Origin of the sequence: Aliisedimentitalea sp. MJ-SS2 (assembly GCF_032586155.1) — a bacterium.
In the GTDB taxonomy this organism is placed as follows: Bacteria; Pseudomonadota; Alphaproteobacteria; order Rhodobacterales; family Rhodobacteraceae; genus JAWHTC01.
The window spans coordinates 1-22,824 of sequence record NZ_JAWHTC010000001.1 but is presented as its reverse complement, the minus strand read 5'-3'; the positions used below and the strand labels follow the sequence as shown (position 1 = coordinate 22,824).

22 protein-coding genes are annotated in these 22,824 nt (G+C 59.3%); 5 read left to right on the top strand and 17 right to left on the bottom strand.

Annotated features, from left to right (window positions below):
- Positions 1-21: 21 nt before the first annotated feature.
- The 13 genes from RXV86_RS00110 to RXV86_RS00050 form a co-directional block, all read right to left on the bottom strand.
- Positions 22-411, bottom strand: a complete 390-nt coding sequence (locus tag RXV86_RS00110; protein WP_316296767.1) for a hypothetical protein — start codon at positions 409-411, stop codon at positions 22-24.
- A gap of 256 nt (positions 412-667) precedes the next feature.
- Entirely contained in the window at positions 668-1,720 is a 1,053-nt protein-coding gene (hypE, locus tag RXV86_RS00105) for a hydrogenase expression/formation protein HypE (protein ID WP_316296766.1), read from the bottom strand.
- Positions 1,717-2,850, bottom strand: a complete 1,134-nt coding sequence (hypD, locus tag RXV86_RS00100; RefSeq protein ID WP_316296765.1) for a hydrogenase formation protein HypD — start codon at positions 2,848-2,850, stop codon at positions 1,717-1,719. The genes hypE and hypD overlap by 4 nt, the downstream gene beginning before the upstream one ends.
- Entirely contained in the window at positions 2,847-3,068 is a 222-nt protein-coding gene (locus RXV86_RS00095) for a HypC/HybG/HupF family hydrogenase formation chaperone (protein ID WP_316296764.1), read from the bottom strand. Before RXV86_RS00095 ends, hypD begins: the two co-directional genes overlap by 4 nt.
- Before the next feature lie 34 nt (positions 3,069-3,102).
- Positions 3,103-3,972 (bottom strand): hydrogenase nickel incorporation protein HypB, encoded by an 870-nt coding sequence (gene hypB / locus RXV86_RS00090; RefSeq protein WP_316296763.1) that lies wholly within the window; start codon positions 3,970-3,972, stop codon positions 3,103-3,105.
- A gap of 1 nt (position 3,973) precedes the next feature.
- A complete protein-coding gene (hypA, locus tag RXV86_RS00085) occupies positions 3,974-4,315 on the bottom strand; it encodes a hydrogenase maturation nickel metallochaperone HypA (protein ID WP_316296762.1) in 342 nt (113 codons plus the stop codon).
- On the bottom strand, positions 4,308-5,321 hold the full coding sequence (locus RXV86_RS00080) for a hypothetical protein (RefSeq protein WP_316296761.1): 1,014 nt from the start codon (positions 5,319-5,321) through the stop codon (positions 4,308-4,310). Before RXV86_RS00080 ends, hypA begins: the two co-directional genes overlap by 8 nt.
- A gap of 24 nt (positions 5,322-5,345) precedes the next feature.
- Positions 5,346-7,064, bottom strand: coding sequence for a nickel-dependent hydrogenase large subunit (locus RXV86_RS00075; RefSeq protein WP_316296760.1), 1,719 nt, complete (start codon positions 7,062-7,064; stop codon positions 5,346-5,348).
- Between the two features lie 13 nt (positions 7,065-7,077).
- On the bottom strand, positions 7,078-8,337 hold the full coding sequence (locus tag RXV86_RS00070) for a (Fe-S)-binding protein (RefSeq protein ID WP_316296759.1): 1,260 nt from the start codon (positions 8,335-8,337) through the stop codon (positions 7,078-7,080).
- Positions 8,334-8,999 (bottom strand): hypothetical protein, encoded by a 666-nt coding sequence (locus RXV86_RS00065; RefSeq protein ID WP_316296758.1) that lies wholly within the window; start codon positions 8,997-8,999, stop codon positions 8,334-8,336. Before RXV86_RS00065 ends, RXV86_RS00070 begins: the two co-directional genes overlap by 4 nt.
- Positions 8,996-10,090, bottom strand: coding sequence for a hydrogenase small subunit (locus tag RXV86_RS00060; RefSeq protein ID WP_316296757.1), 1,095 nt, complete (start codon positions 10,088-10,090; stop codon positions 8,996-8,998). The genes RXV86_RS00065 and RXV86_RS00060 overlap by 4 nt, the downstream gene beginning before the upstream one ends.
- A 10-nt stretch (positions 10,091-10,100) precedes the next feature.
- Positions 10,101-10,532, bottom strand: coding sequence for a hydrogenase expression/formation C-terminal domain-containing protein (locus tag RXV86_RS00055; RefSeq protein ID WP_316296756.1), 432 nt, complete (start codon positions 10,530-10,532; stop codon positions 10,101-10,103).
- Positions 10,533-10,753: 221 nt separating this feature from the next.
- The gene (locus tag RXV86_RS00050) at positions 10,754-11,239 is read right to left on the bottom strand and encodes a hydrogenase maturation protease (RefSeq protein WP_316296755.1); all 486 of its coding nucleotides are present in this window, start codon (positions 11,237-11,239) and stop codon (positions 10,754-10,756) included.
- Between the two features lie 53 nt (positions 11,240-11,292).
- On the opposite strand from RXV86_RS00050, the gene RXV86_RS00045 reads away from it, so the two are divergent.
- Positions 11,293-11,532, top strand: coding sequence for a HypC/HybG/HupF family hydrogenase formation chaperone (locus tag RXV86_RS00045; RefSeq protein WP_316296754.1), 240 nt, complete (start codon positions 11,293-11,295; stop codon positions 11,530-11,532).
- A 28-nt stretch (positions 11,533-11,560) separates the two neighbouring features.
- Here RXV86_RS00045 and RXV86_RS00040 read toward each other — a convergent pair whose 3' ends face one another.
- The 3 genes from RXV86_RS00040 to RXV86_RS00030 form a co-directional block, all read right to left on the bottom strand.
- Complete coding sequence (locus tag RXV86_RS00040) at positions 11,561-13,078, bottom strand: tripartite tricarboxylate transporter permease (RefSeq protein WP_316296753.1); 1,518 nt, start codon at positions 13,076-13,078, stop codon at positions 11,561-11,563.
- Positions 13,079-13,093: 15 nt separating this feature from the next.
- Complete coding sequence (locus RXV86_RS00035) at positions 13,094-13,633, bottom strand: tripartite tricarboxylate transporter TctB family protein (RefSeq protein ID WP_316296752.1); 540 nt, start codon at positions 13,631-13,633, stop codon at positions 13,094-13,096.
- 69 nt (positions 13,634-13,702) lie between these two features.
- A complete protein-coding gene (locus RXV86_RS00030; RefSeq protein WP_316298392.1) occupies positions 13,703-14,629 on the bottom strand; it encodes a tripartite tricarboxylate transporter substrate-binding protein in 927 nt (308 codons plus the stop codon).
- Between the two features lie 151 nt (positions 14,630-14,780).
- Between RXV86_RS00030 and RXV86_RS00025 the strand changes: the two genes are divergently transcribed.
- The 4 genes from RXV86_RS00025 to RXV86_RS00010 all read left to right on the top strand — a co-directional run bounded on the left by RXV86_RS00025 (position 14,781) and on the right by RXV86_RS00010 (position 21,154).
- Complete coding sequence (locus tag RXV86_RS00025) at positions 14,781-15,560, top strand: IclR family transcriptional regulator (RefSeq protein WP_316296751.1); 780 nt, start codon at positions 14,781-14,783, stop codon at positions 15,558-15,560.
- A gap of 1,112 nt (positions 15,561-16,672) precedes the next feature.
- Positions 16,673-19,102, top strand: a complete 2,430-nt coding sequence (locus RXV86_RS00020) for an AAA family ATPase (RefSeq protein ID WP_316296750.1) — start codon at positions 16,673-16,675, stop codon at positions 19,100-19,102.
- A 26-nt stretch (positions 19,103-19,128) separates the two neighbouring features.
- Positions 19,129-19,869 (top strand): hypothetical protein, encoded by a 741-nt coding sequence (locus RXV86_RS00015; RefSeq protein WP_316296749.1) that lies wholly within the window; start codon positions 19,129-19,131, stop codon positions 19,867-19,869.
- Positions 19,870-20,020: 151 nt separating this feature from the next.
- Positions 20,021-21,154: a pyridoxal phosphate-dependent aminotransferase gene (locus RXV86_RS00010; protein ID WP_316296748.1), complete on the top strand. Its 1,134-nt coding sequence runs from the start codon at positions 20,021-20,023 to the stop codon at positions 21,152-21,154.
- A 46-nt stretch (positions 21,155-21,200) separates the two neighbouring features.
- On the opposite strand, the gene ftsH is transcribed toward RXV86_RS00010, so the two are convergent.
- Complete coding sequence (ftsH, locus tag RXV86_RS00005) at positions 21,201-22,739, bottom strand: ATP-dependent zinc metalloprotease FtsH (RefSeq protein WP_316296747.1); 1,539 nt, start codon at positions 22,737-22,739, stop codon at positions 21,201-21,203.
- Positions 22,740-22,824 lie beyond the last annotated feature (85 nt).

Here is a 22,824-nt window from a genome sequence, read left to right as displayed (position 1 = left end):
GCCACAGGGACGGGGCGTTGATCAGTTGCAGGTTGCAGGTGTGGCGCTGTCTTTCGCACCATGAATGACAAAGGCACGCACATGGTCGCGCATGTCTTGGTTCGGGATCGGCGCGAACTTGGCCGCGACCTTGTTTTCACCGGCAATCAGATTGCGATAATCTTGGCTGACATATTCATCAAGATGCGCGCCGCCTTTTTCCGAAACGGCCCAAAGCTTCCATTCCGCGATGGTTTTTTCAGCCGGCGAAATCGATTTGCCCAATTCCTTTTCATGGCAGGCCGTGCAGGACGCGCGATAGTAAATCCGCCCCAATTTCCAGTTGCCGGCCTCATCCTCGGCAAAGGCCGGGGCCGCCGGAATCGCCGCAAGAGACAACGCAGCGAAGAGATTCAGCAGGTTCGTTTTCATGGCACACCTCGTTTAAGTATTGCTTTCAAGGTCATCGGCAGGAGAGGCGCCGTGCGCCCGTGCACGGACGCTTTCTGTCGATAAACTCGACCTTTGATTGGAACCCTAATTGTGCGGAAAAATCAGTTCTATGACCTGCGTCAAACCCCGCGCTGCAACGCGGCGTAATTCGGTGTTGTTGGCGTTATTTTTTTGGTTACGCGGCCCCAAATCTGCCGGAAAAATCATGCAGGAAAAAAAGTCCGCGAAATCCGGGTCAGCAAATCCGCGGGAGCTGTTCTCCAGCCAGCCAATCGACCAACCTCTTTCCGCCAAATCCGGTGCGCAAATGGACAAAATGGCGTGGATCGTCGATCACGTCCCCGACGATGGCCGCGTCCTTGCCCTTGGGGTGCTCCCGCATGACTGCCAGCAACTTCTCGGCATCCTCGGCGGCGCAGATCGCCACCAGCTTGCCTTCGTTCGCCACGTTCAGCGGGTCCAGCCCCAACAGCTCACAGGCGCTTTTCACCTCAGGCCGAATCGGCAACTGCGCCTCATCCAGCGCCACGCCGACGCCCGATTGCTGGGCGATTTCGTTCAGCGCCGCCGACAGTCCGCCGCGTGTCGGATCTCGCAGCACCCGAATGCCCGGCACTGACTCCAACATGGCGGTAGTCAACCCGTTCAACGATTGCGCATCCGACAGGATTTCGGTGGTAAAGGACAGGTTCTCGCGTTTCGACATCACTGCAACGCCATGATCGCCCAATGTGCCGCTGACCAGCACCTTGTCCCCCGGGCGCGCCAGGTGCCCCCCGATCACGACCCCGTCACTCACCACGCCAACGCCAGCCGTGTTGATGAAGATTCCATCCCCCTTGCCGCGCTCCACCACCTTGGTGTCCCCCGACACGATGGTAACGCCCGCGTCCTGCGCCGCCTTGGCCATGCTTCCAACGATGCGCTTCAAGTCCTTCAGCGGGAACCCTTCCTCCAGGATGAACCCAACCGTCAGGTATTTCGGCACACCCCCGCCCATCGCCAGGTCATTGACCGTGCCATGCACCGACAGCGACCCAATATCGCCGCCAGGAAAGAAGATCGGAGAAATCACGAAACTGTCGGTGCTCATCACCACGCGCCCCGGCGGCAGCTCGACCAACGCCGCGTCATGTTCACGGTTCAACACCTCGTTGCCCAGCGCGTCAAAGAACAGCTCTTCGATCAACTGCGTCATCGCGCGCCCGCCAGCCCCGTGGCTCAGGTCTACTTGCCCGCGCTCAACATCAATCGGTCGCACCCCGTGCAGCCCCTTTGTCTTGCTCATTCTGCTACCAAGTCCTGCTGGCGAAACCGCCCATAGGTCCATTGCGCCGCACAGGCGCCTTCGCTCGACACCATGCAGGCGCCCAGCGGGTTTTCCGGCGTGCAGGGATCACCATAGAGCTTGCACTGCTCCGGCGTCTTTTCCCCGCGCAGCACATCACCACAGGCACAGGCCTTGTTCTCGCGCGGGGCCGGAGTCTGAACATCAAACCGCAGCTCTGCATCAAATCCGGCATAGTCCGGCGCAATCTTCAGCGCGCTGTGCGGCACCGAGCCCAGCCCTCGCCACTCGAAGCTGTCGCGCAAATCGAAAACCTCATCCATCAGCGCAATCGCTTTTGCATTGCCTTCTTCGGTCACCGCCCGGGCATATTCGTTTTCGACGTCGGCACGCCCGTCGTTGACCTGCTGCACCAACTGCAAGATCGCCTGCATCACATCGAGCGGTTCAAACCCGGCGATCACCACCGGTTTGGCATAGTCTTCCGTGAACTCGTGATAGGGCTGCATACCGATCACCGCGCTCACGTGACTAGGTCCGACAAACCCGTCAATCGTGATCCGCGTCGGATCACCCGGCGCGCCCAGAATGGCGCGCATCGCCGCCGGGGTCAGCACATGGTTGCAATGCACGCTGAAATTCTTCAGCCCCTTGGCCTTGGCAATCCGCAGCGCCACTGCTGTGGGCGGCGTCGTGGTCTCAAATCCGATGGCAAAGAACACCACCTGCCTATCGGGGTTGCCCTCGGCAATCTTCAGCGCGTCCGTCACGGAATACACCATCCGGATATCCGCCCCGCGCGACCGTGCCTTGATCAGGGAATCAAACTTCGACCCCGGCACCCGCATCAGATCGGCATAGGTGCACAGGATCACATCATGATCCGTGGCCAGCGCGATTGCCTTGTCCACCCGCGCCACCGGCAGCACGCAAACCGGACAGCCCGGTCCGTGGATCATGCGAATATTGTCAGGCAGCAGGTCCTCGACGCCATAGCGCGCAATCGCATGGGTGTGCCCGCCACAGAACTCCATAAAGGCATAGTCCCGCCCCGGATCCACCGCTTCGGCAATTCCCTTGGCCAGGTTCTGGGCCAGTTCGGGGTCACGAAATTCCTCGATATACTTCATGCCGTTGCCCCCGCTTGTGCGAACAGCGCCAAGGTCCGTTCCGCCTCTTCCGGGTCCAGCTTGGCCAACGCGTAACCCACATGCACGATCACGTAATCGCCAACCGTGACGTCGTCGACCAGTTCAACCGACACATCCTTGATCACGCCTTCCAATTCGACGTCGGCCATGCCGCCTTCGTACATTTTCACGATTCGCGCCGGTACTGCTAGGCACATTGGTTACATCCTTTCTCGGGCGCCATTGGCGCTCTCATTCCCCTGCCGTCAGCCGCACCTGTGCCAGGACCCGCTCGGCCTCGATCACACTGTACCAGGCCTCCAGACCCTCGCCGGTGAGCGCACTCAGCTGCAAGACCTTGATTCCCGGGTTGATCCGGCGGGCATATTCGACGCAGGTGTCTACATCGAAGGGCACATAAGGCAACAGGTCGGCCTTGTTCAGGATCATGTATTTCGCCGCCCGGAACATGTCAGGGTATTTCAGCGGTTTGTCTTCACCTTCCGTCACTGACAGGATCACCACCTTGGCCGCCTCGCCCAGATCGAACCCCGCCGGGCAAACCAGATTGCCGACATTCTCAATGAACAGCACGCTGCCTTCTTCAGGCTCCAGTTGCCCAATCGCCCGTCGCACCATGTCGGCGTCCAGATGGCAGCCCTTGCCGGTATTGACTTGAATTGCGCGCGCGCCAGTTTCGCGAATGCGGTCGGCATCCATCGCGGTCTGCTGATCGCCCTCGATCACCGCCACCGGGAAGCGTTCGCCCAGATCCTGCGCCGTGCGCGCCAGAAGGGTCGTCTTCCCCGACCCCGGCGAGGACACCAGGTTCAACGCCAGTACCCCCGCACGCGAAAGGTCATCGCGATTGTGCCAGGCCAGATGATCGTTCTTCGACAGGATATCCTGTTCGATCTGCACAATCTTCGACTGGCTCATCCCCGGCACGTGGGTGCCGCTTTCGCCATGGCCGAAATGCAGATCACCCTGCGCATCGACATGGTGATGGTGATGGTCATGATCGTGCCCGTGATCATGGTGATGATGATGCCCATGGGTGTGGGAATGGCCTTCGCCCTCCACCTTCACTTCGCCATGGCCGCAGCCGCATGTGGTACACATCTCAGGTGACCTCCATTTCCTTGACCCGCATGTCGTCACCCCCGGTAACCTGAAGCTGATAGCCGCCGCATTTCGGGCAGGCCTCGACCAACGACTTAACATGCACATGATCTGCACATTTATGACACCAGGCCTTGCCCGGCGCACGAATTATCTCAAGCGTCGCCCCTTCGGCGCGCGTATCCTTGGCGACTGCCTCGAAACAGAAACGCATCGCCTCCGGTTCGACGTGACTCAGCTCGCCGATCTCGATCCACACCGTTTTGATCGCCTCGGCACCGGCCTTGGCCGCCTGTTCGGCGACGATCTGCACGACGCTTTCTGCCAAAGCCATCTCATGCATGACGAACCTCAATCTCAAATTCGACGCAGGGGTCGATCGCCAGCACATGCAGCCGCGCGGAAAACTCAATCCCGTCGGCCCCGGCCCCGATCAACCCAACCTCGACCGGCCCGCCAGGGCGGAAATTCACCTCGGTCGGGGCATCGATCACGTAGTCGGCGACAATGCCGTCTTTCACCGTCACCACGTGGCGCAACGGCCCACGTGCGGTCTCGACCACCGCCTCGCCGCGGCCTGTTCCGATTTCGACACGCTGCGCTGCAACCGGATCCACAGCCGAAATCAGGCCCGGCAACCGGCCTTGCAACAGGAACAGGTCTGTCAAACTGGCCTCCAGCCGTGCCAACAGCCCGGGCCCATGCGAAGCGCGCACCTCTGCAACACCCTGATCGTCCCAATTCCGCTTGAATGGTCCTTCCTCCGGCGCCATTCCCTCTGGCAGGAGCCCAAATCCGGCCAGCCCGCGGCGCAAGACCTCATCGCGCAGTGCACAGGAGCGAACATAGGTATCCGCTGCTTCGGTCAGCCGGTCGATCTGTTGGTGCATTGCCGCGCTCGACGCGGCAACACCAGAACCGGGCACTTTCCACGCCGCCCCACCCAGAACATCGCGTTCAACTGCCTGTTCCACCGCCAACGAGAGCCGAACCAGCTCTGGCTCCGGCACCAATCCCAGCGCCCTTGGCCAATAAAGCGCCAATCGCATCGCCGTTTGGGTGATCATCTCGGCCAGCCGCAAGCTGTCGCGCCCGGCCTCGACTTCGGGGGCAACTGTCACGCCCAACGCCGCCTCAACGGCGCGCACTGCCGCCACACTCTGCGCCCGGCCGCACAGCGAATAGACCCCGCCAATGCCTTGCAACACATCCGCTGCGCTGCGCCCGACAAACAGGCGTGCTGCCTGCGGCGTGCGGGTCGAAACCACATGCGCAGCCGCAACCTTACTGTCGGCGATATCCAGTTGAACCCGGATATCACCGCCCATTTGCGGGCCAAGAGCAGACATGACCTAAGACCTCTCCTCGCCGACCTAGCTGACCTTGATCTGCATGGTCTCTTCTCCATCTTCGCCCACCATGTGCACCGCACAGGCGATGCAGGGATCGAAGCTGTGAATGGTCCGCAGAATTTCCAATGGCTGCTTGGGATCGGCCAGTTCGTGACCTTTCAACGCGGCCTCGTAAGGCCCCGCGGCCCCACTCGCATCACGCGGCCCGGCATTCCACGTGGTCGGCACAACCGCCTGATAGTTGGCGATCTTCTGATCCTCGATCACGATCCAGTGGCCCAGCGCGCCACGCGGAGCCTCCATGTAACCCGCACCTTGCGCCTTCTTCGGCCAGCTGCGCGGATCCCACAGGGTCTCGTTATGGGTCTTGAGGTCGCCTGCCGCGATATTGGCGATCAGATCATTGTACCAGCCGCGCATGAAGTCGAGATAGATCTTGGTCTCAAGCGTCCGCGCCGCCGTCCGACCCAGGGTCGAGAACAGTGCCGTCACCGGCACATCAAGCGTGCTCAGCGTCGAATCCACCAACTCCTTGGCGTGGGCGTTGCCGCTGGCATAAAGCATCAGCATCCGGCTCAGCGGACCAACTTCCATCGCCTTGCCTTTCCAGCGCGGCGATTTCAACCAGCTATAGCCCTTGTCGACGTCCAACTGATCATACGGCGGTTTCGGGCCGGTGAAGTTGAACTTGGTTTCGCCCTGATAGGGGTGCAACCCGGTGCCTGCCCCGCCTTCATAATCGTACCAGGCGTGATCGACAAATTCCTGGATCTCATTTTCCGCATCCAGATCAACATCGTGGATGGTGGAAAGATCGCGATCAAGGATCACCCCGCGCGGAATGAGGAAGCTGCTGACGTCATCGGTATCGCCCGTCGGGTAATCGCCGTAGGTCAGGAAGTTACCAACACCCTCACCCATCGCGCCCCAATCCTTGTAAAAGCTCGCAATCGCCAGCGTATCGGGCAGGTAGGCCTGGTTGACGAAATCCTCCATCTTGGTGATCACGTCCGAGATCTGCGCCAGCTTCTCCATGTTGATGGCGCTGTCGCTGTTGGGATCAATCGGGCTTGCCACCCCACCCACAAGGAAGTTCGGGTGCGGGTTCTTGCCGCCAAAGATGGTGTGCAGCTTGACCACGTCGCGCTGCCATTCCAGCGCGTCCAGATAGTGCGCCACCGCCATCAGGTTCGCCTCGGGCGGCAGTTTGTAGGCCGAATGACCCCAATAACCGTTGGCGAAAATCCCAAGCTGCCCCTGTTCGACAAAGGTTTTCAGCTTCTTTTTCACATCGGCAAAGTAACCCGGCGACGTTTTGGGATAGTTGGACAGCGATTGCGCCAATTCCGACGTCGCCTTGGGATCGGCATCGAGTGCCGACACCACATCCACCCAATCAAGCGCATGCAGATGATAAAAGTGCATCACGTGGTCATGCACATATTGCGCCGCAATCATCAGGTTGCGGATTAACTGTGCGTTCGGTGGAATCTTGTAGTTCAGCGCGTTTTCCACCGCCCGAACGCTCGCCACCCCATGCACCAGCGTGCACACCCCGCAAATCCGCTGGGCAAAGGCCCAGGCATCGCGCGGGTCACGTCCCTGCAGGATGATCTCGATGCCGCGCACCATGGTGCCGGACGAATACGCCTCGGCGATGGTGTTTCCTTCCATCTGCGCTTCGACGCGCAGGTGACCTTCGATACGGGTGATCGGGTCTACGACCAGTCTCTTGTTCATGTTCCCTTGTCCCTTATTCTTCGAGGTATTCGGCCATCATCTCGGTCAGGCCCAGCACTTCGATTTCATCCATGTCATTGGCTTCCAGCTGGTCCTCCAGCGTGGAATGGCAGAACGCACACATCGTGACCACCTTTTCCGGGTTCACCTTCTCGAACTGTCGCTTCTTCATGTTAAAGGCTTTTGCCTGGATGTCATTGGCGCGTTGGTTCGCCCCAACACCACCACCACCCGAGCAGCACCAGTTCATCGTGCCGGCATCGTCGGTCTCGACAAAATCGCTCGCCACCATGTTCAAGAGGTTGCGCGGTTCCTTGCAGACGCCACCACGGCGCACGACCTGGCACGGATCGTGGAAGGTGATCCGGCTGTCATCCTTGCCGTTGGTCTTGAGTTTGCCTTCGGCGCGGAACTGCTCAAGGACCTCGATAATGTGGCGCACCTCGAACGGGTATTCCCGCCCGATCAGGTTCGGCCCTTCCCAACGGATCGCCTGGTAGGCGTGACCGCATTCGGGGCTGATCACCGTTTTCACGCCCAGCTTTTCGGCCGCGTTGACGATACGGCTGACCAGGTTGGCAGCAACGTCCTTGTTGCCCAACTGGATGCCCACGTTGGTGGCCTCGAACCCTTCGGTCGAGATCGTCCATGTCTTGCCGGCCTTGTCCATGATCTTGGCAACCGAGGCGATCATTTCCTCGCCGCTGGCAATCTCGTGCGACGACAACATCAGCATGTAGTCCACGCCGGGCTTGTCGACCTCGATCTCAATCCCGGTCACCGCACTGGCCTGTTCGACCCGCTTGAGCAACGCCTTGGTCAGGTCGCCCATGGGCGACGTGCCGTCGGTGTGCCGCACTGCGGCCCCCATCAGTTCCACCGGACCATGGCCCGACGCCGACATGCCTTCGCGCATCTTGCGGATCATCATGGTGATGTCATTGCCCACCGGGCAGACCATGGTGCAACGCCCGCACATGGTGCAGCTGTCATAGACCAGGGTTTCCCATTCGGTCAGCTCTTCATCGGTGATCTGCGGTGCGAGTCCCAGGTATTTGCCCAATCGGCCAAACAGCGTGTATTCCCGCTTCCACAGTTTCCGCATCGGCTCGACCTTGTTGATCGGCGTGTATTTCGGATCCTCGGTTTCGCGATAAAAGATACAGGCTTCGGCACAAAGGCCACAGCTTACGCAGCTTGAGAAAAAGCTCGCCACCGGGGCGTCGATCTGTTCGCGCAGGGCATTCAGGCCCCTCTCGAAAGTGGCTGTCATGATTCAGCTCCTTTGCGTCCCTGGATCGCGCCGTTGTAGTAGCGCGAGATGACGAAGGTGAAGGCGTGGGTCAGCTTGGTGAACGGGAAGGCCACCATAAGCGCCTCGGCGCTCAGGATATGCAGCGCCAGCATCAGGGTGCCGTCACCGAACAGCTTGTTCACCGCAACATAGCCGGTGATCAGCGGCAGCGCGCTCAGCACCAGCAGCAAATAATCCTGCCACGTGGTCAGCGCCCGGCGCACCGGGTCGGTCATACGTGACCAGAACAAGGCGATGATCGCGATGATCGCCAACGCGGTGGCGCTTTCGATAATCACCCGTCCCATCGCCGGATAGCTGATCCCGATCAGGTCATAGATCAACGCGATATGTGGCGCGAAGAAGAAGAACGCGACCAGGAACCCGATATGGAAAACATAGCCGCCGATATAGGTGATCGGTGCGAATTTCACCAAACCCTTGCGCGGCACCGAGCGGGTAAAGATCGTCTTGATCCCCTGCCCGACGGGGCTGCCCTTGGCCTTCGAAAAATCTCGCTTGCGGCCCAGTACCAGGATCTCCAGCACCCGGATCAGGAGACCGGCAACGAAAACGGTCAGCGCGATGTCAAACCCCGGACCCCGCGCCCACATCAATAGGTCGAAATACGGATTGTTCATGATTTTTTCTCCAGGTCATGCGCATCGACGGTTTCGTGATTGGCTGCCGCCTTGGACTTGCCCATCCGGTTCAGCACGGCACTGCCCACGCCAAGCGCGGCGCCCGCACCGACAGCGGCCTGTGCCAGCTTGCGATAGTCGCCCGCCGGGGCCGACAGCGGCTTGTAAAACCCGCCATTGTCCCAGAAATCGGGCTCGGTACAGCCAAGGCAGGGATGCCCGGCCTCGATCGGGAACGACGTGTGGTCGTTCCATTTGACCGTGGCGCAAACCGATTTGGTGGTCGGCCCCTTGCAGCCCAGCTTGTACAGGCACCACCCCTCGCGTGCGCCCTGATCGTCGAACGTCTCGGCAAAGAGACCCTTGTCATAGAAGGGCCGACGATAGCAGCGGTCGTGAATGGTTTCGCCATAAAACGCCTTGGGACGATTGAGCTCGTCCAGTTCCGGCAGGCCGAAGGTCAGGAAATGCGCCAGAACCCCGGTCATGACAATCGGGATTGGCGGGCAACCCGGCACGTTGATGATCGGCTTGTCCTTTATGATGTCGCTCACCGCCACGGCGCCCGTGGGGTTCGGATCGGCATGCGGGATACCACCAAAAGCGGCACAGGTGCCGACGCTGACAATCGCGGCCGCGCCTTCTGCGGTTTCCTTCAGCATGTCGAGGTTGGAAATCCCGGCAATGCAGGAATACTCAGGGTTTTCCAACGGGATAGACCCGTCAACGATCAGGACATATTTGCCCCAATGCTCTTTCATCGCTTCTTCACGCGCATGTTCCGCCGCATCCCCCGATGCCGCTTGCAGCGTGTGGTGATAATCCAGCGAAATCGCATTGAAGATCAGGTCTTCGATACTGGGTGAATGGCTCCGCGTGATCGCCTCGGTACAGCCGGTGCATTCCTGGAATGACAGCCAGATCACCGATGGCCGCGGCGCGTTTTCAAGCGCATGCGCGATCCGAGGCGCCATCATCGGCGGCAAGGCCATGGCCGAAGCCAGCGTTGCGCAATATTTCAGGAACCCCCGTCGCGAGACCCCGTGATCCCGCATGAGATCGCCAAGCATTGGCTTGTTTACCATAGTCATTGTCCCTCCGTTAATTCACGCCCGATTGCGCTTGCGCGCGTGCCTCGGCCCGTTCGTTCAGCATTTCGTCCAGCCGTGCCAAGGCGTAAGCGGCGTCCTCTTTCTGAGTCCGCAAAATCTCGGGCATGTATGTGACTTCGATGAATCGCGACTGAACCTCGCCATCCGCGTCAAAATGATCGACCCGCCAGACCCCGGCGACCCCGGTCTCGGCGATCCGGCTTTCGCCCATGCTGGTCAGCGTTGCCTGAAGCTCACCTCGTCCAAGGACCTTGTCGAGAATGCGCTCGTCACCGGCGGCAAACGGGATCGCCCCCAAGTCGATGACCGTGGGTTCCCCGGTCTCGACCAGCTTGGCCAAGGCAAACCGAATCTCGCGCAATATCGGGTCCGCGTTTCCCGTTCCGACATACGACATCACCTCTTGAAGAGGGCTTGTCATCGCGCCCTACCTTTCCGAATCTGGCGTGATCTGAACCAGACGCCTGACAATCAAGCCAATAGTCACAGTACCATTCAAAACTCGGAATATTTATATAGACAGATGATCAAATATTTGTTGATTTGGGTCAACACGCGGACCGATTTTCGGCGATTGACGCATAGTAATCGCAAGAATCGTCTCGCAACGTGCCCGCTTTTTCATCAAAAAACAGGTATCTTTCAGATAGGTTTCCAGCGTTCCGCCAGAGTCGTGACCGCCTCGGCCGCCTCCGGCACCGCCGCGGCCACCGCCTCGGTCAGGGCCTCACCCACGCTCAGGTCCTGAGGCTGCACCCCAATGAGGGCGCGTTTTTCGGGCACCGCCTCGCGCAGGCGCAGCGCATCCATCAGGTCATCAAGGCCAATGTCATGGGCATTGCGGCTGCGGGTGCGTAAAAAGTGGTCCATCTCGGCCCCTTCGAATACCTCCACCGTGCCCGGCGCGGCCTCAAGATAGGCCGAATCGATGATGACCATCGCGTCCGCATCTTCCATCTCGACCAACAGGGTCAGCCCCATTGTCCCGCCATCCAGCATTCGCAGATTGCGGGTCTGATCCTCGGGAAAGGTACCAAGATGTTCCAGCACTCGCACCCCGACTGCCTCGTCGGTCAAAAGTGTGTTGCCCAGTCCAAGAACCAAAATCGTCGCATCGCTTGTCGTCATGGCGCGATCAATACATAAAGACCCGGAAGCTACAACATGGAGTGGTGTGAAAAATGTGCCTGGCCGTGCCGATGAAAGTGCTCGAAATCGACGGACACCGCGCCCGCTGCAACGCGCTGGATCAGGAACGCTGGGCCGACCTGATGCTGATGCCGGAAGATGGCGTTACGGTAGGTGATTACGTGGTCATCCACCTGGGCTTCGTGCAGCGCACCGTGCCCGAAACCGAGGCACTCGAGTCGATTCGCCTGTTCAAGGACATCCTCGACGAGCTCCCCGACGGGCAATCCTGAGACACACCGCCCGCTGCGGGGCGACTGCCTAGCGCAGCTGGGTGTCGTGAACGTCGTGGTCTTCTTCCGGCAGTTTCGCGCGAATCTCTCGGATCTCGGTCCGGATATGCAGTCCGATCACCAGCAGGATCAGCAGGAACAGGATAAAGGCGATCGGCCTGTCGATCATGTCCATCGGCGTCTTGACCCGTGCCATGGCGCTGCGCAGTTTCACCTCCATGATCCCGCCCAGAACCATGCCCAGAACGATGGGCACAATCGGCAGGTTCAACCGTTTCAGGATCAACCCGAACACCCCGAAGCCGGCCGCCATCATGCAGTCGGTCAATGAATTTCGCAGCGAATAGACCCCGACAAAAGACAGGACCAGGATCAGCACCCCCAGGAACCGCGTCGGGATCTGGATCACCTTGGTCAGCACGTTGGTCGACACCAGCAGGAAGGCAAAGACGATCACGTTCAGAAGGATCAGCGCGATATAAAGCGCATAGACCAGGTCGATATTGTTCTGGAACAGCGCCGGACCCGGGATCACGTTGTGAATGTAAAACACGCTCAGCATCATCGCGGTCAGCGCCTCGCCGGGAATGCCCAGCGCCAACAGCGGGATCATCGCCGCCGCCGGCACCGCATTGTTGGCCGCCTCGGACGCAATCAGCCCTTCGGGGCTGCCCTTGCCGAACTCGTCAGGGTTTTTCGAAGTCTTCTGCGCGTAGGTATAGCTCATGAACTGGGCGGTGAACTCACCCGTGCCGGGGATCATCCCCATCAGCACGCCGAACCCGCCTGCCGCGGTCGCCACCCGCTTGTTGCCCATCACCTCCTTGATTCCGGACGTCGGCCGCCCCTTCACATGGGTTGCCTCTGGTGCCTCGTCCGGGCTGACCAGCAGGACAAAGGCCTGCGACAGGGCAAACAGCCCCAGCACCACGACAATCAGGTTCACACCCGAGCTCAGCCAACTCAGATCGAACGTGTAGCGTTGGGTATAAGTGACCGCATCCAGACCCACGGTCTGCAGGAAGATGCCGAACATCGCCAGCATGCCTGCGGCCAGCACCTGACCACGGTGGGCAAATATCACCAGAATGATCCCGAGCAGCGCCGCCAGGAAAATCTCTCGGCTGCCGAACATCGGCGCCACGATGGCCAGGACCGGCGACAACAGGATCAGGCAGAGGATGCCGAAAATCCCGCCCCAGAACGAGGCGCTATAGGCCAGCGACAGGGCGCGGTTGGCCTCGCCCCGCTGCGTCATCGGATAGCCGTCATAGGAGGTGAGCGCATTCACCGCCGTTCCCGGTGTGTTGATCAGAACCGCCGGCAGTGCCCCGCCATACATCGAGGACCCGTAGATACCCAGCAGCATCGTCAGCCCGACAATCGGTTCCAGCGAAAAGGTCGCTGGCAACAGGATCGCGATGGCAACCGCAGGCCCGACCCCGGGAATGGCACCGATGATCACGCCACCGACAGACCCGATGAAAAGCGCGATCAGCACATCCAGACGGGCGAGAAGTTCAATACCGGACAGAAAGTCTTCCATGCTCTCCCCTCCCCGTCAGAAATACGTCAGCATGATCTGGCGAATGCCGTCCGGCAGGTATTCGTACACCTGCCCGGCAGGCAGCTTCACCTGCAGGAACGACTTGAACACTAGCACGGTGGCAACCGCACCAACCGCCCCGGCCCAGAAGAACCGCGACCCGCGATAGCCGACCCGGAAAATCAGGGCCAAGGTAAAGACAATCGTTGACGGCAGGTACCCGGCAATCGGCACAATCGCTGCGTAAGCAATGAACCACCCGGCATATTCAAGCGACCGAATCCAGTACCAGATCTCGACCCAGCGCCCTTCGATCCGCTCGGAAATCAACGAGGTCAGCAGGTGCAAAGCGGCGAAAACCGCCATCCCGCCAAGCGACACGGCAGGCCAGAACCACGGCCGCGCAACCAGCTTGCCACCGGCCTTCAGATTGGTTTCCGCCCCCAGCTGCGACAACAGCAGAACGGCGACCACCAACGCCGCCCAGGCAAAGACCACGTCCCCCGGCCGGCGATAGCGTTTGAACAAGGCTTGAAGGGTTTTGACACGCGCCATGGAACTGCCCGATTGGATGATACAGGTGGGACGCAGTTGCCCACGCCCCACCTTCGTGTTTGGTCCGGATTACTGTTCCAGCATTTGCCCGATATGGCCCAGCGTCTCGATATCGCTGGCGATTTGTGCCTTCACCTCGTCCGCGGACTGCCAGTAGACAAGCGCGCCGGTCTCGGCAGCCAGCTTCTTGGCCGCATCCGACATGACGGTTTTCGCGGCCACGGCAATGATCTTCTCACGCACATCCTGCGGTGTGTCCTTATGGACGAAAAGGCCGTTCCACAGGGCCACGTTCAGGCTCGGTGCAAGTTCTGCAACCGTCGGCGTGTCCGGCGTCAGGGCAATCCGTTCCGACCCGATCGAAGCCAGCACCTTGACCTTGTCCAGGCAGGGCAGGATCAGTTGCAGTGTCGTATTGATCACGTCCACATCACCCGAAGCAAGCGTGTTGCAATCCAGTGCGTCAAACGCGGCATCCGAGGCAAAGGCAAAGCCCTTTTCCTTGGCCAGCGCCATCGTCACCTTGGTCGGCACCAGCGGCGCGCCGAAGTGACCCAGAACCACGTCGTTTTCCTTGGCATGAGCGGCCAGGCCGTCAACATCGTCATAGGGCGCATTCTCGCCCGCGGCGATGACAAACGGATAGGTCAGGAAGTTGCCCAGCGGCTCGAACGGGTCGGGGTTGAGCTCGGGGATGCCGATATTGGGGCCGACAACCGGAATGGCAATGATGAAAGACCCGATGGTGTAACCATCCGCAGGCGCAGTGGCGACTGAAATCGCCCCCGGGAACGGACCACCGCCACCGCCAGGTTTGTTCACCACGGCGGCGGGCACACCGTATTCGGCCTGGAAGTCATCAGCGATCATCCGCGTCAGAACGTCCTCAAGGTCGCCAGGCGGCCAGGGCACGACAAACTCCACCGGCTTTTCCGGGTATTCGGCCTGCGCCGCGAACGGCATGGCCACCATCGCCGCCGTCGCGGCGGCAAGCATAATCTGTTTCACGAAGAAACTCCTCCCTTTTGGTCTTGACGGTCCATTATTTGGACCACTAGTGTTAAATAATCGTGCACTTGTTAAGCACATCTGTCAACAATGCATTCGCAAGACCGGTAATCGCCTTGAAGAAAACAACAGACTGACAATGGGAACTATCACAAAAGCTCTTGAATTACTGGATTTTTTCTCTCGATCCTCGCCCGAGATCGGGCTTGGCGAGTTTGTCCGGCGATCCGGCCGTGAAAAGGCGACGGTCCATCGCCACCTCGTGGAACTGGAGCAAAATGGCTTTGTGGAGAAGAATCCTCAGTCCCGCGCCTACCGGCTGGGCCCGGCGATCCTGCGGCTGTCAAATGTACGGGAAACCACCCATCCGGCGCGCCGGTTGATCCGGCCCGTGGTCACGCAGCTGGCCAACGATGTCGGTGAAATGGCCCATGCCTCGCTGCTCCACGGCAACCAGCTTTCGCCGGTCTTTCACTTCGATCCGCAACGCCACGGCACCCAAGTGCACTACGATGAGGCCGAATTGCTTCCGTTGCATGCCACATCGTCGGGCTTCGCAGTCATGGCCTACTCCGCCCCGGACTTCGTCGCACAGGTTCTTTCCATCGCACCCAAAACCTACACCAGGCAGACCGTGACGAACCCGACTGAACTCCAGCTGATTCTCGAACGCACCCGCGCGGCAGGGATCGCCGAAGCCAACCAGACATTCGACAACGAAGTGACATCTCAGAGCGCCGCAATCTTCGACAGCAGCGGCCAGCCGATCGGTGCGATTTCCGTGGCCGTTCCGATGGTCCGCGCCACTCCCGACAAAAAGGCCCGGATCCGCTCGACACTTGCCCAGGCCGCATTATCGGTGACACGGTCCCTGGGCGGGGTGCTGCCCGTCAACCATCCAATGTGCACACCCACCTGAGACGGTACGTCCCTGCCGGACAACCAGAATACGACATTTGAATAAGCGGTTCGAACTTCGCAGGGCTGCCTTGGTGCAAACCAACGGAGGACAATCTCCACCTTGCTTCCTTCGCCGGCTTTTTATGTCGCGAGGAATCCACATCTGTAGAAGTCCCTCACAAAAATGTGGAAAGGGCGGCTTCGAAGTGCAGAATGACCGACGTTACTTAAAAAAATTTATAGAGCTGGACCATGGGGCCACCAATTAAATCGATGATACATGAAGGCAAACCGGAAGGGCGGCTTGTGCAGTTGCGCGACGGGAGCCATAGCAGTTATTACATTGTTCCTGATGATGGGCGTGAAAACCGTGAAATCTCACTCACCGAGGTAAGGCCATATCCGGCCTATGATGCCATGGACCGTCTTGCGAAGATTCTAAACAAACCGATGGACCAGATTCTGTCTGTGGAGTGACGTGAAGAACCGCCTTGAGCGCTTCTGTCCGGGATTCGGGTGGAGGATTTTCGTCTTGGAAACGTCCAGGCGACAGCACTCCACCTTCACAAATTCGTCACACAGACATCGGAAATCCGAGGGTGTCAGTCCGTGGACCTATTCAAATGCCCTCGGCCTGCCCATCATCATCCATGTATGTGGCAGGCCTTTGCGGCGAAAGAGGAAAAAGAGCCCAACCCGGTCGTTTCTTTAAATCCCAGCATCCGTTGATGTCGCGCGGCGAGCGGGCATTCGCTGCAATCTCGAAGTGATTGAGAAAAACCCAAAGGACGGGCTTTCAACGCAACAGCACATTCGGAATGCCTCAGATGGCGGTTCTTTAGCGCAAAGGAGGCGCACCGGCTCTAGGCTGGACGCGGACGGTGAATCTTCGGTGCCGCGTCGCCGATTGTCCACGATAGCTGCGGCATAAGCGGTATGGATGACGACCGGTTCACCCGCAAAGCAACTGTCTACGCTGGCTTCTTCGTCAATCGCGTTCTGTCGTTCGTTACCGAAACAAAAACCGATGTTGATTGAAATCATTTCCATAGAGCAAACTTCCGAACAGAATACACAGATACACCATTGACCTTTGAGATCACCGATAGGGAGATTATCGGGAGAGAAATCATGGATGCATTGTCCACTGACAAACTGCGGCGGCGCTGCGACCCGGCATCGCTTCCTTTTGCATCGACAACAGATCTCGCCGAACGCCATGAGCTGATCGGTCAGGCACGTGCGCTGGACGCAATTAGCCTGTCGTCGCAAATGCCACACCGAGATTTCAACGTGTTTGTCGTCGGGCCTAACGGAACTGGCCGCCACACGGCTGCTCTGAAACTGCTGGGCAACGAGGCTAGCAAACGCACGCTGCCGGCTGATTGGGTCTATGTGAACAACTTTGAGGCTGCTCACAAACCCAAGGCGCTGTGCCTTCCGCCCGGCACGGCGCTTAAACTAAAGCGGACAATGCAGAAAATTGTGGATGATTTGGGAAGTGATATCCCGGCATTATTTGAATCCGAGGAGTATCAGACCCAGCGTCGGGCATTTGATCAGGAGCTGGGCGAAGCGCAGGAAGCGTCGATGGCTGATTTCGCAGATCGTGCGAAAGCCGAGGATGTCGCTCTGTTGCGCACGCCGATGGGTTTCATGCTGACTGCGATTCGTGGTGGAGAACTGGTCAAAACCGAGGACTACCAAAAACTCGACGAGGACGAGCAAGCGGAGATCGACGAAAAGATCAGGCGCTTGCAGGAAGACCTTGCTTCGGTCCTGCGTCAGGCGCCGAAGCGTGAAAAAGACCACCGGAAACGGGTTGAAGAGCTGAATGCCCAGATGGCCGAACGGGCGGTATCAGCGCGTGTCGCCGAGGTTGAGACGGAGTTACAGGCCATCCAGGTAGTCGCGGGGTACCTGGAAAACGTCCGCGAGGATATCATTTCCAACGCTGAATTGTTCCTGCAGGCGGCGGCCGAGAAGAGCGACGGCCCCTTCCCGGAGGCGATACACAAGTTTCACCGCGATCCGATGTTCGACCGTTATGTCGTCAACGTCATGGTGCCGCAAGACGGTGAACCCCGGGAAGGTGCACCAGTTTTGACCGAGGATTTGCCAACGCTTGATCGGGTAACGGGACGGATTGAGCACGCGTCGCATATGGGTTCGCTGATGACGAACTTTACTATGATCCGGCCCGGCGCGCTTCACCGGGCCAATGGCGGCTATCTTGTTCTGGATGCCCGCAGAATCTTAAGCGAGCCTTATGCTTGGGACGCGCTGAAACGGTGTCTTAAGAACCAGGCGATCACCATCACCTCGATGGCCGAACGGTTGAGCCTTGTTTCGACGACATCACTGGAACCCGACCCGATCCCTCTGAACCTGCGCGTGGTTCTGATCGGTGACAGGATGCTTTATACCTTGTTGGTTCTGCTTGACCCGGATTTCAGCGAGTTGTTCAAGCTTCAAGCAGATTTTGAGGATGTGGTTGACCGGACCGAGGACAACCTGATTGTCTTCGCGCGCCTTCTGGGCTCGTTTGCACTTCGAGAGGGTCTGCGCCCGATGACAGCGGCAAGCGTTGCCCGGTTGCTGGACGAGGCAACGCGATTGGCAGATGATAGCAAAAAACTGTCTCTCAGGCTGGGTGCTTTGTCTGATTTCATCCGCGAGGCTGACCATTACGCTGCGGGACGTGACAGCGACCATATCGACGACAGCGATATTGAGCGCGCGGTGACCGAAAGGGAAAAGCGCGCTTCACGGATCAAGGATCGAATTCAAGAGGCCATTACCCGCAAGACGGTTCTGATCGATACGGATGGAGCGCAGGTGGGTCAGATCAATGGTTTGGCGGTCATAGGGCTGGGCGACTACCGTTTTGGACGGCCGTCGCGGATCACCGCCAGGGTGCGGATGGGAGCGGGAAAGCTGGTCGATATAGAACGCGAGGTTGAACTGGGCGGACCGCTGCATTCCAAAGGTGTAATGATCCTGTCGGGATATCTGACCTCGACCTACGCGCTTGATGTGCCGTTTTCGCTGCATGCCAGCCTGGTTTTCGAGCAAAGCTACGGCGGCATCGATGGCGACAGCGCCTCATCGGCCGAATTGTATGCCTTGCTATCGGCGCTTTCGGGGCTGCCTATTCATCAGGGGATTGCGGTGACGGGATCGGTCAATCAGACCGGCCAGGTTCAGGCAATTGGCGGCGTCAATGAAAAGATCGAAGGGTTTTTCGAAACCTGCGCGGCCCGTGGGCTAACCGGTGATCAGGGCGTGCTGATCCCTAAATCGAATATCGAACATTTGATGCTGCGATCCGATGTGGTTGACGCCGCAGAGGCCGGGAAATTCCGGGTGATCCCGATCGAGACGATTGATCAAGGCATTGCGGTTCTGACCGGAACCGAGGCCGGAGTGCGGGATGCGAGCGGAGCGTTTCCCGATGGGACAGTCAATGCGCTGGTCGAGGCCAAGCTGCGTGGGTTTGCCGAAACCCGCAAGGCTTTTGCACGCCCGACCGGTAAAGACTCGGACGGAACGGACAAATGACATTGCAGTCAAGATCGCCTCAACGGATGCTTATCGGAGCCGGTTGTTTTGCCGATGCCCAGGCTGCATTGCAGCTGGCCGAACGGATCGCTGGAATTCTGGCCGGTGATTTGGGCGGGTTACTGGTGGAAGAAACCATTGTCACCGAAGTTGTTGATCTGCCCGGGCAGCGGGTCGTCACGTCGAGCGGTACGCTTGTCGTGGCGCCATCGCCGCAACAGGTCCGAACCCTGATCGAAAGCGATGCCAGGGCGTTTCGCGACACCCTGTCAGGATTGGCGCAGAGCAAGGCTTGCAAATGGTCGTTCGAACGTCGGCACGGAGATCTGATCGGGGGGGGGTGTGCGGCGGCAGTGGGTTGGGATATCCTTCTGTTGGGTCACCGTGGAACCCACCGCCAAGACGGCAAGGTCGTGTTGATCGCACCACCGACGGTCGCGCAGCAGAGCGCCGTCGAACTTGCCAAAGACTTAGCTGAGGCGCTGCACGTCGATTTGATTGTCGTTTCGCTTGGCGCCGTGGAAACGGCGGTGCAGCAACGTGAACCGTTTGCATCCGAAGCCGACTTGCTGGCCCATATCAACAGAACGAATGCTTCGGCCGTGGTGCTGGACCTGGCTGCTGGACCGCTTCACACGCATGATCAGCTGCGCCATTTGCTTGCCGTGGCGCGGTGCCCAGTGTTGGTTTTGGGCGCAGCCCAAGGCGAGCCATCGATTGCGCATACCACCCATATCCCGCCTGTATCCGATGGATCGGAACCGTAATTGAAACGAGGCCAAGGGGAAAAGCCCGATATTCCGCAGAGCCTTGCCACCCTTAAACCCCTGCGCGCATGCGCAGGTAGCGAGGTGCAGAATGAATGAAGAAAACCCTCAGGTAGCCCGCTTGATTGCCGAACGATCACAGGGTCTTGCCATGTCGGCGATCAAGGACATGTCGATCCGCAGTGCGAAGGTGCCGGGCGCGGCGTCACTGGCCTGGGGCCTGCCATCGTTCCGAACCCCGGCGCCGATCAGGTCGGCGGTGGCGCGGGCACTGGAGGATGACCCGAAATCTGGCATGTACGCGCTGCCTGCCGGGTTGCCAGAGTTGCGCAGCGCCGCAGCCCGTGAGCACCAACGACGCACCGGTCAACGGGTCGATCCCGAAACCCGCGTCATGATCTCGGCGGGCAACATGGAAGGTCTGCAAGCGCTGTTTCAGACGATCGTCGATCCCGGCGACGAAGTGATCGTTACGGACCCGGGTTTCGTGTCCCATATCAGCCAGATCCGGTTCAATGGTGGCGTGCCGGTGTTCTGGCAGATGGATGAGGCCAGCGGCTGGCAATTGGACATCAACGCTTTGCCCGAGCTGATCGGTCCGCGAACCAAGGCGATTGTTCTGGTCACGCCCTCGAATCCGACCGGTGCAATCCTGTCAAAGGGTACGTTGCAAGCGGCCGCCAGCATTGCGCGTGATCACGGGCTTCTGATGATCCTTGATGATCCCTACAGCCATTTCACCTATGAAAACCAAGACCGGTTTTACAATCTGGCATCTGACCCGGAATACGCCGAAATTATCGCCTATCTCTTCACGTTTTCGAAGGCCTACGCGATGAGCGGTTGGCGCGCCGGTTACATGATCGCACCCGAAACATTGGTGACAGAGGTGGTGAAGATTCACGATCTGACCATGATCTGTACGCCGCGCATCAGCCAGATCGCGGCCCATGTGGCACTGGTAAACGATCCGGTGCATCTGGACGAATTTCAACGTATCCTTGCCGGGCGTCGCACGCTGATCTGTGAACGGCTCGACCGGGTTGGGCACGTGTTTCAGTATCAACAGCCTGAAGGTGCCTATTATGTGTTCCCGCACATCGTTGCCGATCACGACAATTCGGTCCAGTTTTCACTCGACCTGCTGAACCGGGCCAGGGTTACCGTCACCCCCGGCAGCGCCTTTGGCCCTTCGGGTGAACATCACGTCCGCATGGCCTATTGCGTCGAGGATGATGCGATCAATCTCGCCTTCGACCGGATCGAGACGCACTTCGGACGCTGACGGAGGGTGCAACCGATCCGAACCATCTTTCCCGGCCCACGCAGATTCATCCCACGGGCGGTATCTTGTCCAATCCAAGATGGGGGCGTTTCAGCGGCGTCACCTTGCCTTCGGGATCCAGACAATGGCGAATTTCATCAAAATCCAACGTTTCCCTGGCTTCCAGCGACGCCACCAGCAATTCAACTTGCGCCTGATGTTCGGCCAAAACCTCTGACGCCTTCCGTTCGGCCTCTTTCAGCAAAGCAATTACGGCGGCATCGACCTGCGAGGCGGTAGCATCCGCGTGATCGCGTGGCTGAGCGATGGACTGGCCAAGAAATGGATGATCCTCGGACTGGCGCAGATCGATTGGGCCTAAATCCTCAGTCATGCCCCAACGCGCCACCATCGATCGTGCCAGTTCGGTTGCCCGGCGAATGTCATCGTCGGCGCCCGAACTGACCGTGCCGACCAGCAGTTTTTCGGCCGCACGACCGGCCAGAAGCGTGACAAGCTGGCCGCGCAGATAGTCTTCGTCAAGCGTGTGCCGTTCGGCCTCGGGCAACATATGGGTGCCACCCAGGGCGTGACCGCGTGGAATGATCGTAACTTTGTAAAGCGGGTCGGCCTGCGGTTTGAAATACGCCGCGGCGGTGTGGCCTGCCTCGTGCACGGCCAAACGGTGTTTTTCTTCGGGGCGGATCGCCAGCGAGCGTACGGTGCCCATCATCACCTTGTCGCGGGCTTCTGCCAAATCGCCGTGGGTAATCAAATCACCTTCCCTTCGCGCGGCATTGATTGCGGCCTCGTTCAACAGGTTCTTCAGATCGGCGCCAGAAAACCCCGGCGTGCCCGTCGCCATAGTGTGCAGATCGCCGGTGTTCTCCAACGGCATGTTCCTGGAGTGTATTTCGAGGATCGCGCGTCGTGCCGTTTTGTCAGGCAGATGCAATGTGACATGGCGATCAAAACGTCCCGGTCGCAGCAACGCAGGGTCCAGCACATCGGGCCGGTTGGTCGCAGCCAGGACGACAACCGCCTCGCGCCCGGCAAAACCGTCAAGTTCGGCCAATATCTGGTTCAATGTCTGTTCGCGTTCGTCGTGCCCACCGCCAAGACCCGTGCCGCGAGTTCGCCCGATGCTGTCAAGCTCGTCGATAAAGATAATCGACGGAGCGGCCTTGCGCGCAGCCTCGAACATCTTGCGCACACGGCCCGCGCCGACACCAACGAATATCTCGATGAATTCCGAGCCCGATGTGGAGAAGAACGGCACATTTGCCTCGCCTGCCAGCGCCTTGGCCAGCAATGTCTTGCCCGTGCCGGGCGGCCCAACCAACAGGACACCATGTGGCACCTCGGCGCCAACCCGTTCGAACCGTTCGGGTTCTCGCAGGAATTCCACCAACTCGGCCACTTCCTTTTTTGCCTGATCCTGCCCGGCAACATCATCGAAGGTGATTTGTTCATGTGTCGGACTAGGTTTGGAAAAACGTCCCGCTAAAAGCCCGCCCGTGGCTCCGCCCGGACCGCCGGCGATATTTCCCATCATGCGCCGCTGCAGCCACAAGTAGATTCCTAGAATTAAAATCCACGGAAGCATGTATGTCAGTGAGCCTCCCCATCTGAACTGGTCCACCGCTATGTTTAGGAAACGGAGGACCGAGAATGGCGAACAAGCGACCGAA

What these genes read in the sequence shown, in the direction of transcription:
- RXV86_RS00050 (WP_316296755.1), bottom strand. Translation starts at nt 11,239, where the DNA reads ATGACGACAAGCGATGCGACGATTTTGGTTCTTGGACTGGGCAACACA.
- ftsH (WP_316296747.1), bottom strand. Translation starts at nt 22,739, where the DNA reads ATGCTTCCGTGGATTTTAATTCTAGGAATCTACTTGTGGCTGCAGCGG.
- RXV86_RS00040 (WP_316296753.1), bottom strand. Translation starts at nt 13,078, where the DNA reads ATGGAAGACTTTCTGTCCGGTATTGAACTTCTCGCCCGTCTGGATGTG.
- RXV86_RS00020 (WP_316296750.1), top strand. Translation starts at nt 16,673, where the DNA reads ATGGATGCATTGTCCACTGACAAACTGCGGCGGCGCTGCGACCCGGCA.
- RXV86_RS00035 (WP_316296752.1), bottom strand. Translation starts at nt 13,633, where the DNA reads ATGGCGCGTGTCAAAACCCTTCAAGCCTTGTTCAAACGCTATCGCCGG.
- hypD (WP_316296765.1), bottom strand. Translation starts at nt 2,850, where the DNA reads ATGAAGTATATCGAGGAATTTCGTGACCCCGAACTGGCCCAGAACCTG.
- hypB (WP_316296763.1), bottom strand. Translation starts at nt 3,972, where the DNA reads ATGTGTACCACATGCGGCTGCGGCCATGGCGAAGTGAAGGTGGAGGGC.
- RXV86_RS00065 (WP_316296758.1), bottom strand. Translation starts at nt 8,999, where the DNA reads ATGAACAATCCGTATTTCGACCTATTGATGTGGGCGCGGGGTCCGGGG.
- RXV86_RS00110 (WP_316296767.1), bottom strand. Translation starts at nt 411, where the DNA reads ATGAAAACGAACCTGCTGAATCTCTTCGCTGCGTTGTCTCTTGCGGCG.
- RXV86_RS00045 (WP_316296754.1), top strand. Translation starts at nt 11,293, where the DNA reads ATGTGCCTGGCCGTGCCGATGAAAGTGCTCGAAATCGACGGACACCGC.
- RXV86_RS00075 (WP_316296760.1), bottom strand. Translation starts at nt 7,064, where the DNA reads ATGAACAAGAGACTGGTCGTAGACCCGATCACCCGTATCGAAGGTCAC.
- hypE (WP_316296766.1), bottom strand. Translation starts at nt 1,720, where the DNA reads ATGAGCAAGACAAAGGGGCTGCACGGGGTGCGACCGATTGATGTTGAG.
- RXV86_RS00060 (WP_316296757.1), bottom strand. Translation starts at nt 10,090, where the DNA reads ATGACTATGGTAAACAAGCCAATGCTTGGCGATCTCATGCGGGATCAC.
- RXV86_RS00025 (WP_316296751.1), top strand. Translation starts at nt 14,781, where the DNA reads ATGGGAACTATCACAAAAGCTCTTGAATTACTGGATTTTTTCTCTCGA.
- RXV86_RS00030 (WP_316298392.1), bottom strand. Translation starts at nt 14,629, where the DNA reads ATGCTTGCCGCCGCGACGGCGGCGATGGTGGCCATGCCGTTCGCGGCG.
- RXV86_RS00095 (WP_316296764.1), bottom strand. Translation starts at nt 3,068, where the DNA reads ATGTGCCTAGCAGTACCGGCGCGAATCGTGAAAATGTACGAAGGCGGC.
- hypA (WP_316296762.1), bottom strand. Translation starts at nt 4,315, where the DNA reads ATGCATGAGATGGCTTTGGCAGAAAGCGTCGTGCAGATCGTCGCCGAA.
- RXV86_RS00010 (WP_316296748.1), top strand. Translation starts at nt 20,021, where the DNA reads ATGTCGGCGATCAAGGACATGTCGATCCGCAGTGCGAAGGTGCCGGGC.
- RXV86_RS00055 (WP_316296756.1), bottom strand. Translation starts at nt 10,532, where the DNA reads ATGACAAGCCCTCTTCAAGAGGTGATGTCGTATGTCGGAACGGGAAAC.
- RXV86_RS00080 (WP_316296761.1), bottom strand. Translation starts at nt 5,321, where the DNA reads ATGTCTGCTCTTGGCCCGCAAATGGGCGGTGATATCCGGGTTCAACTG.
- RXV86_RS00015 (WP_316296749.1), top strand. Translation starts at nt 19,129, where the DNA reads ATGCTTATCGGAGCCGGTTGTTTTGCCGATGCCCAGGCTGCATTGCAG.
- RXV86_RS00070 (WP_316296759.1), bottom strand. Translation starts at nt 8,337, where the DNA reads ATGACAGCCACTTTCGAGAGGGGCCTGAATGCCCTGCGCGAACAGATC.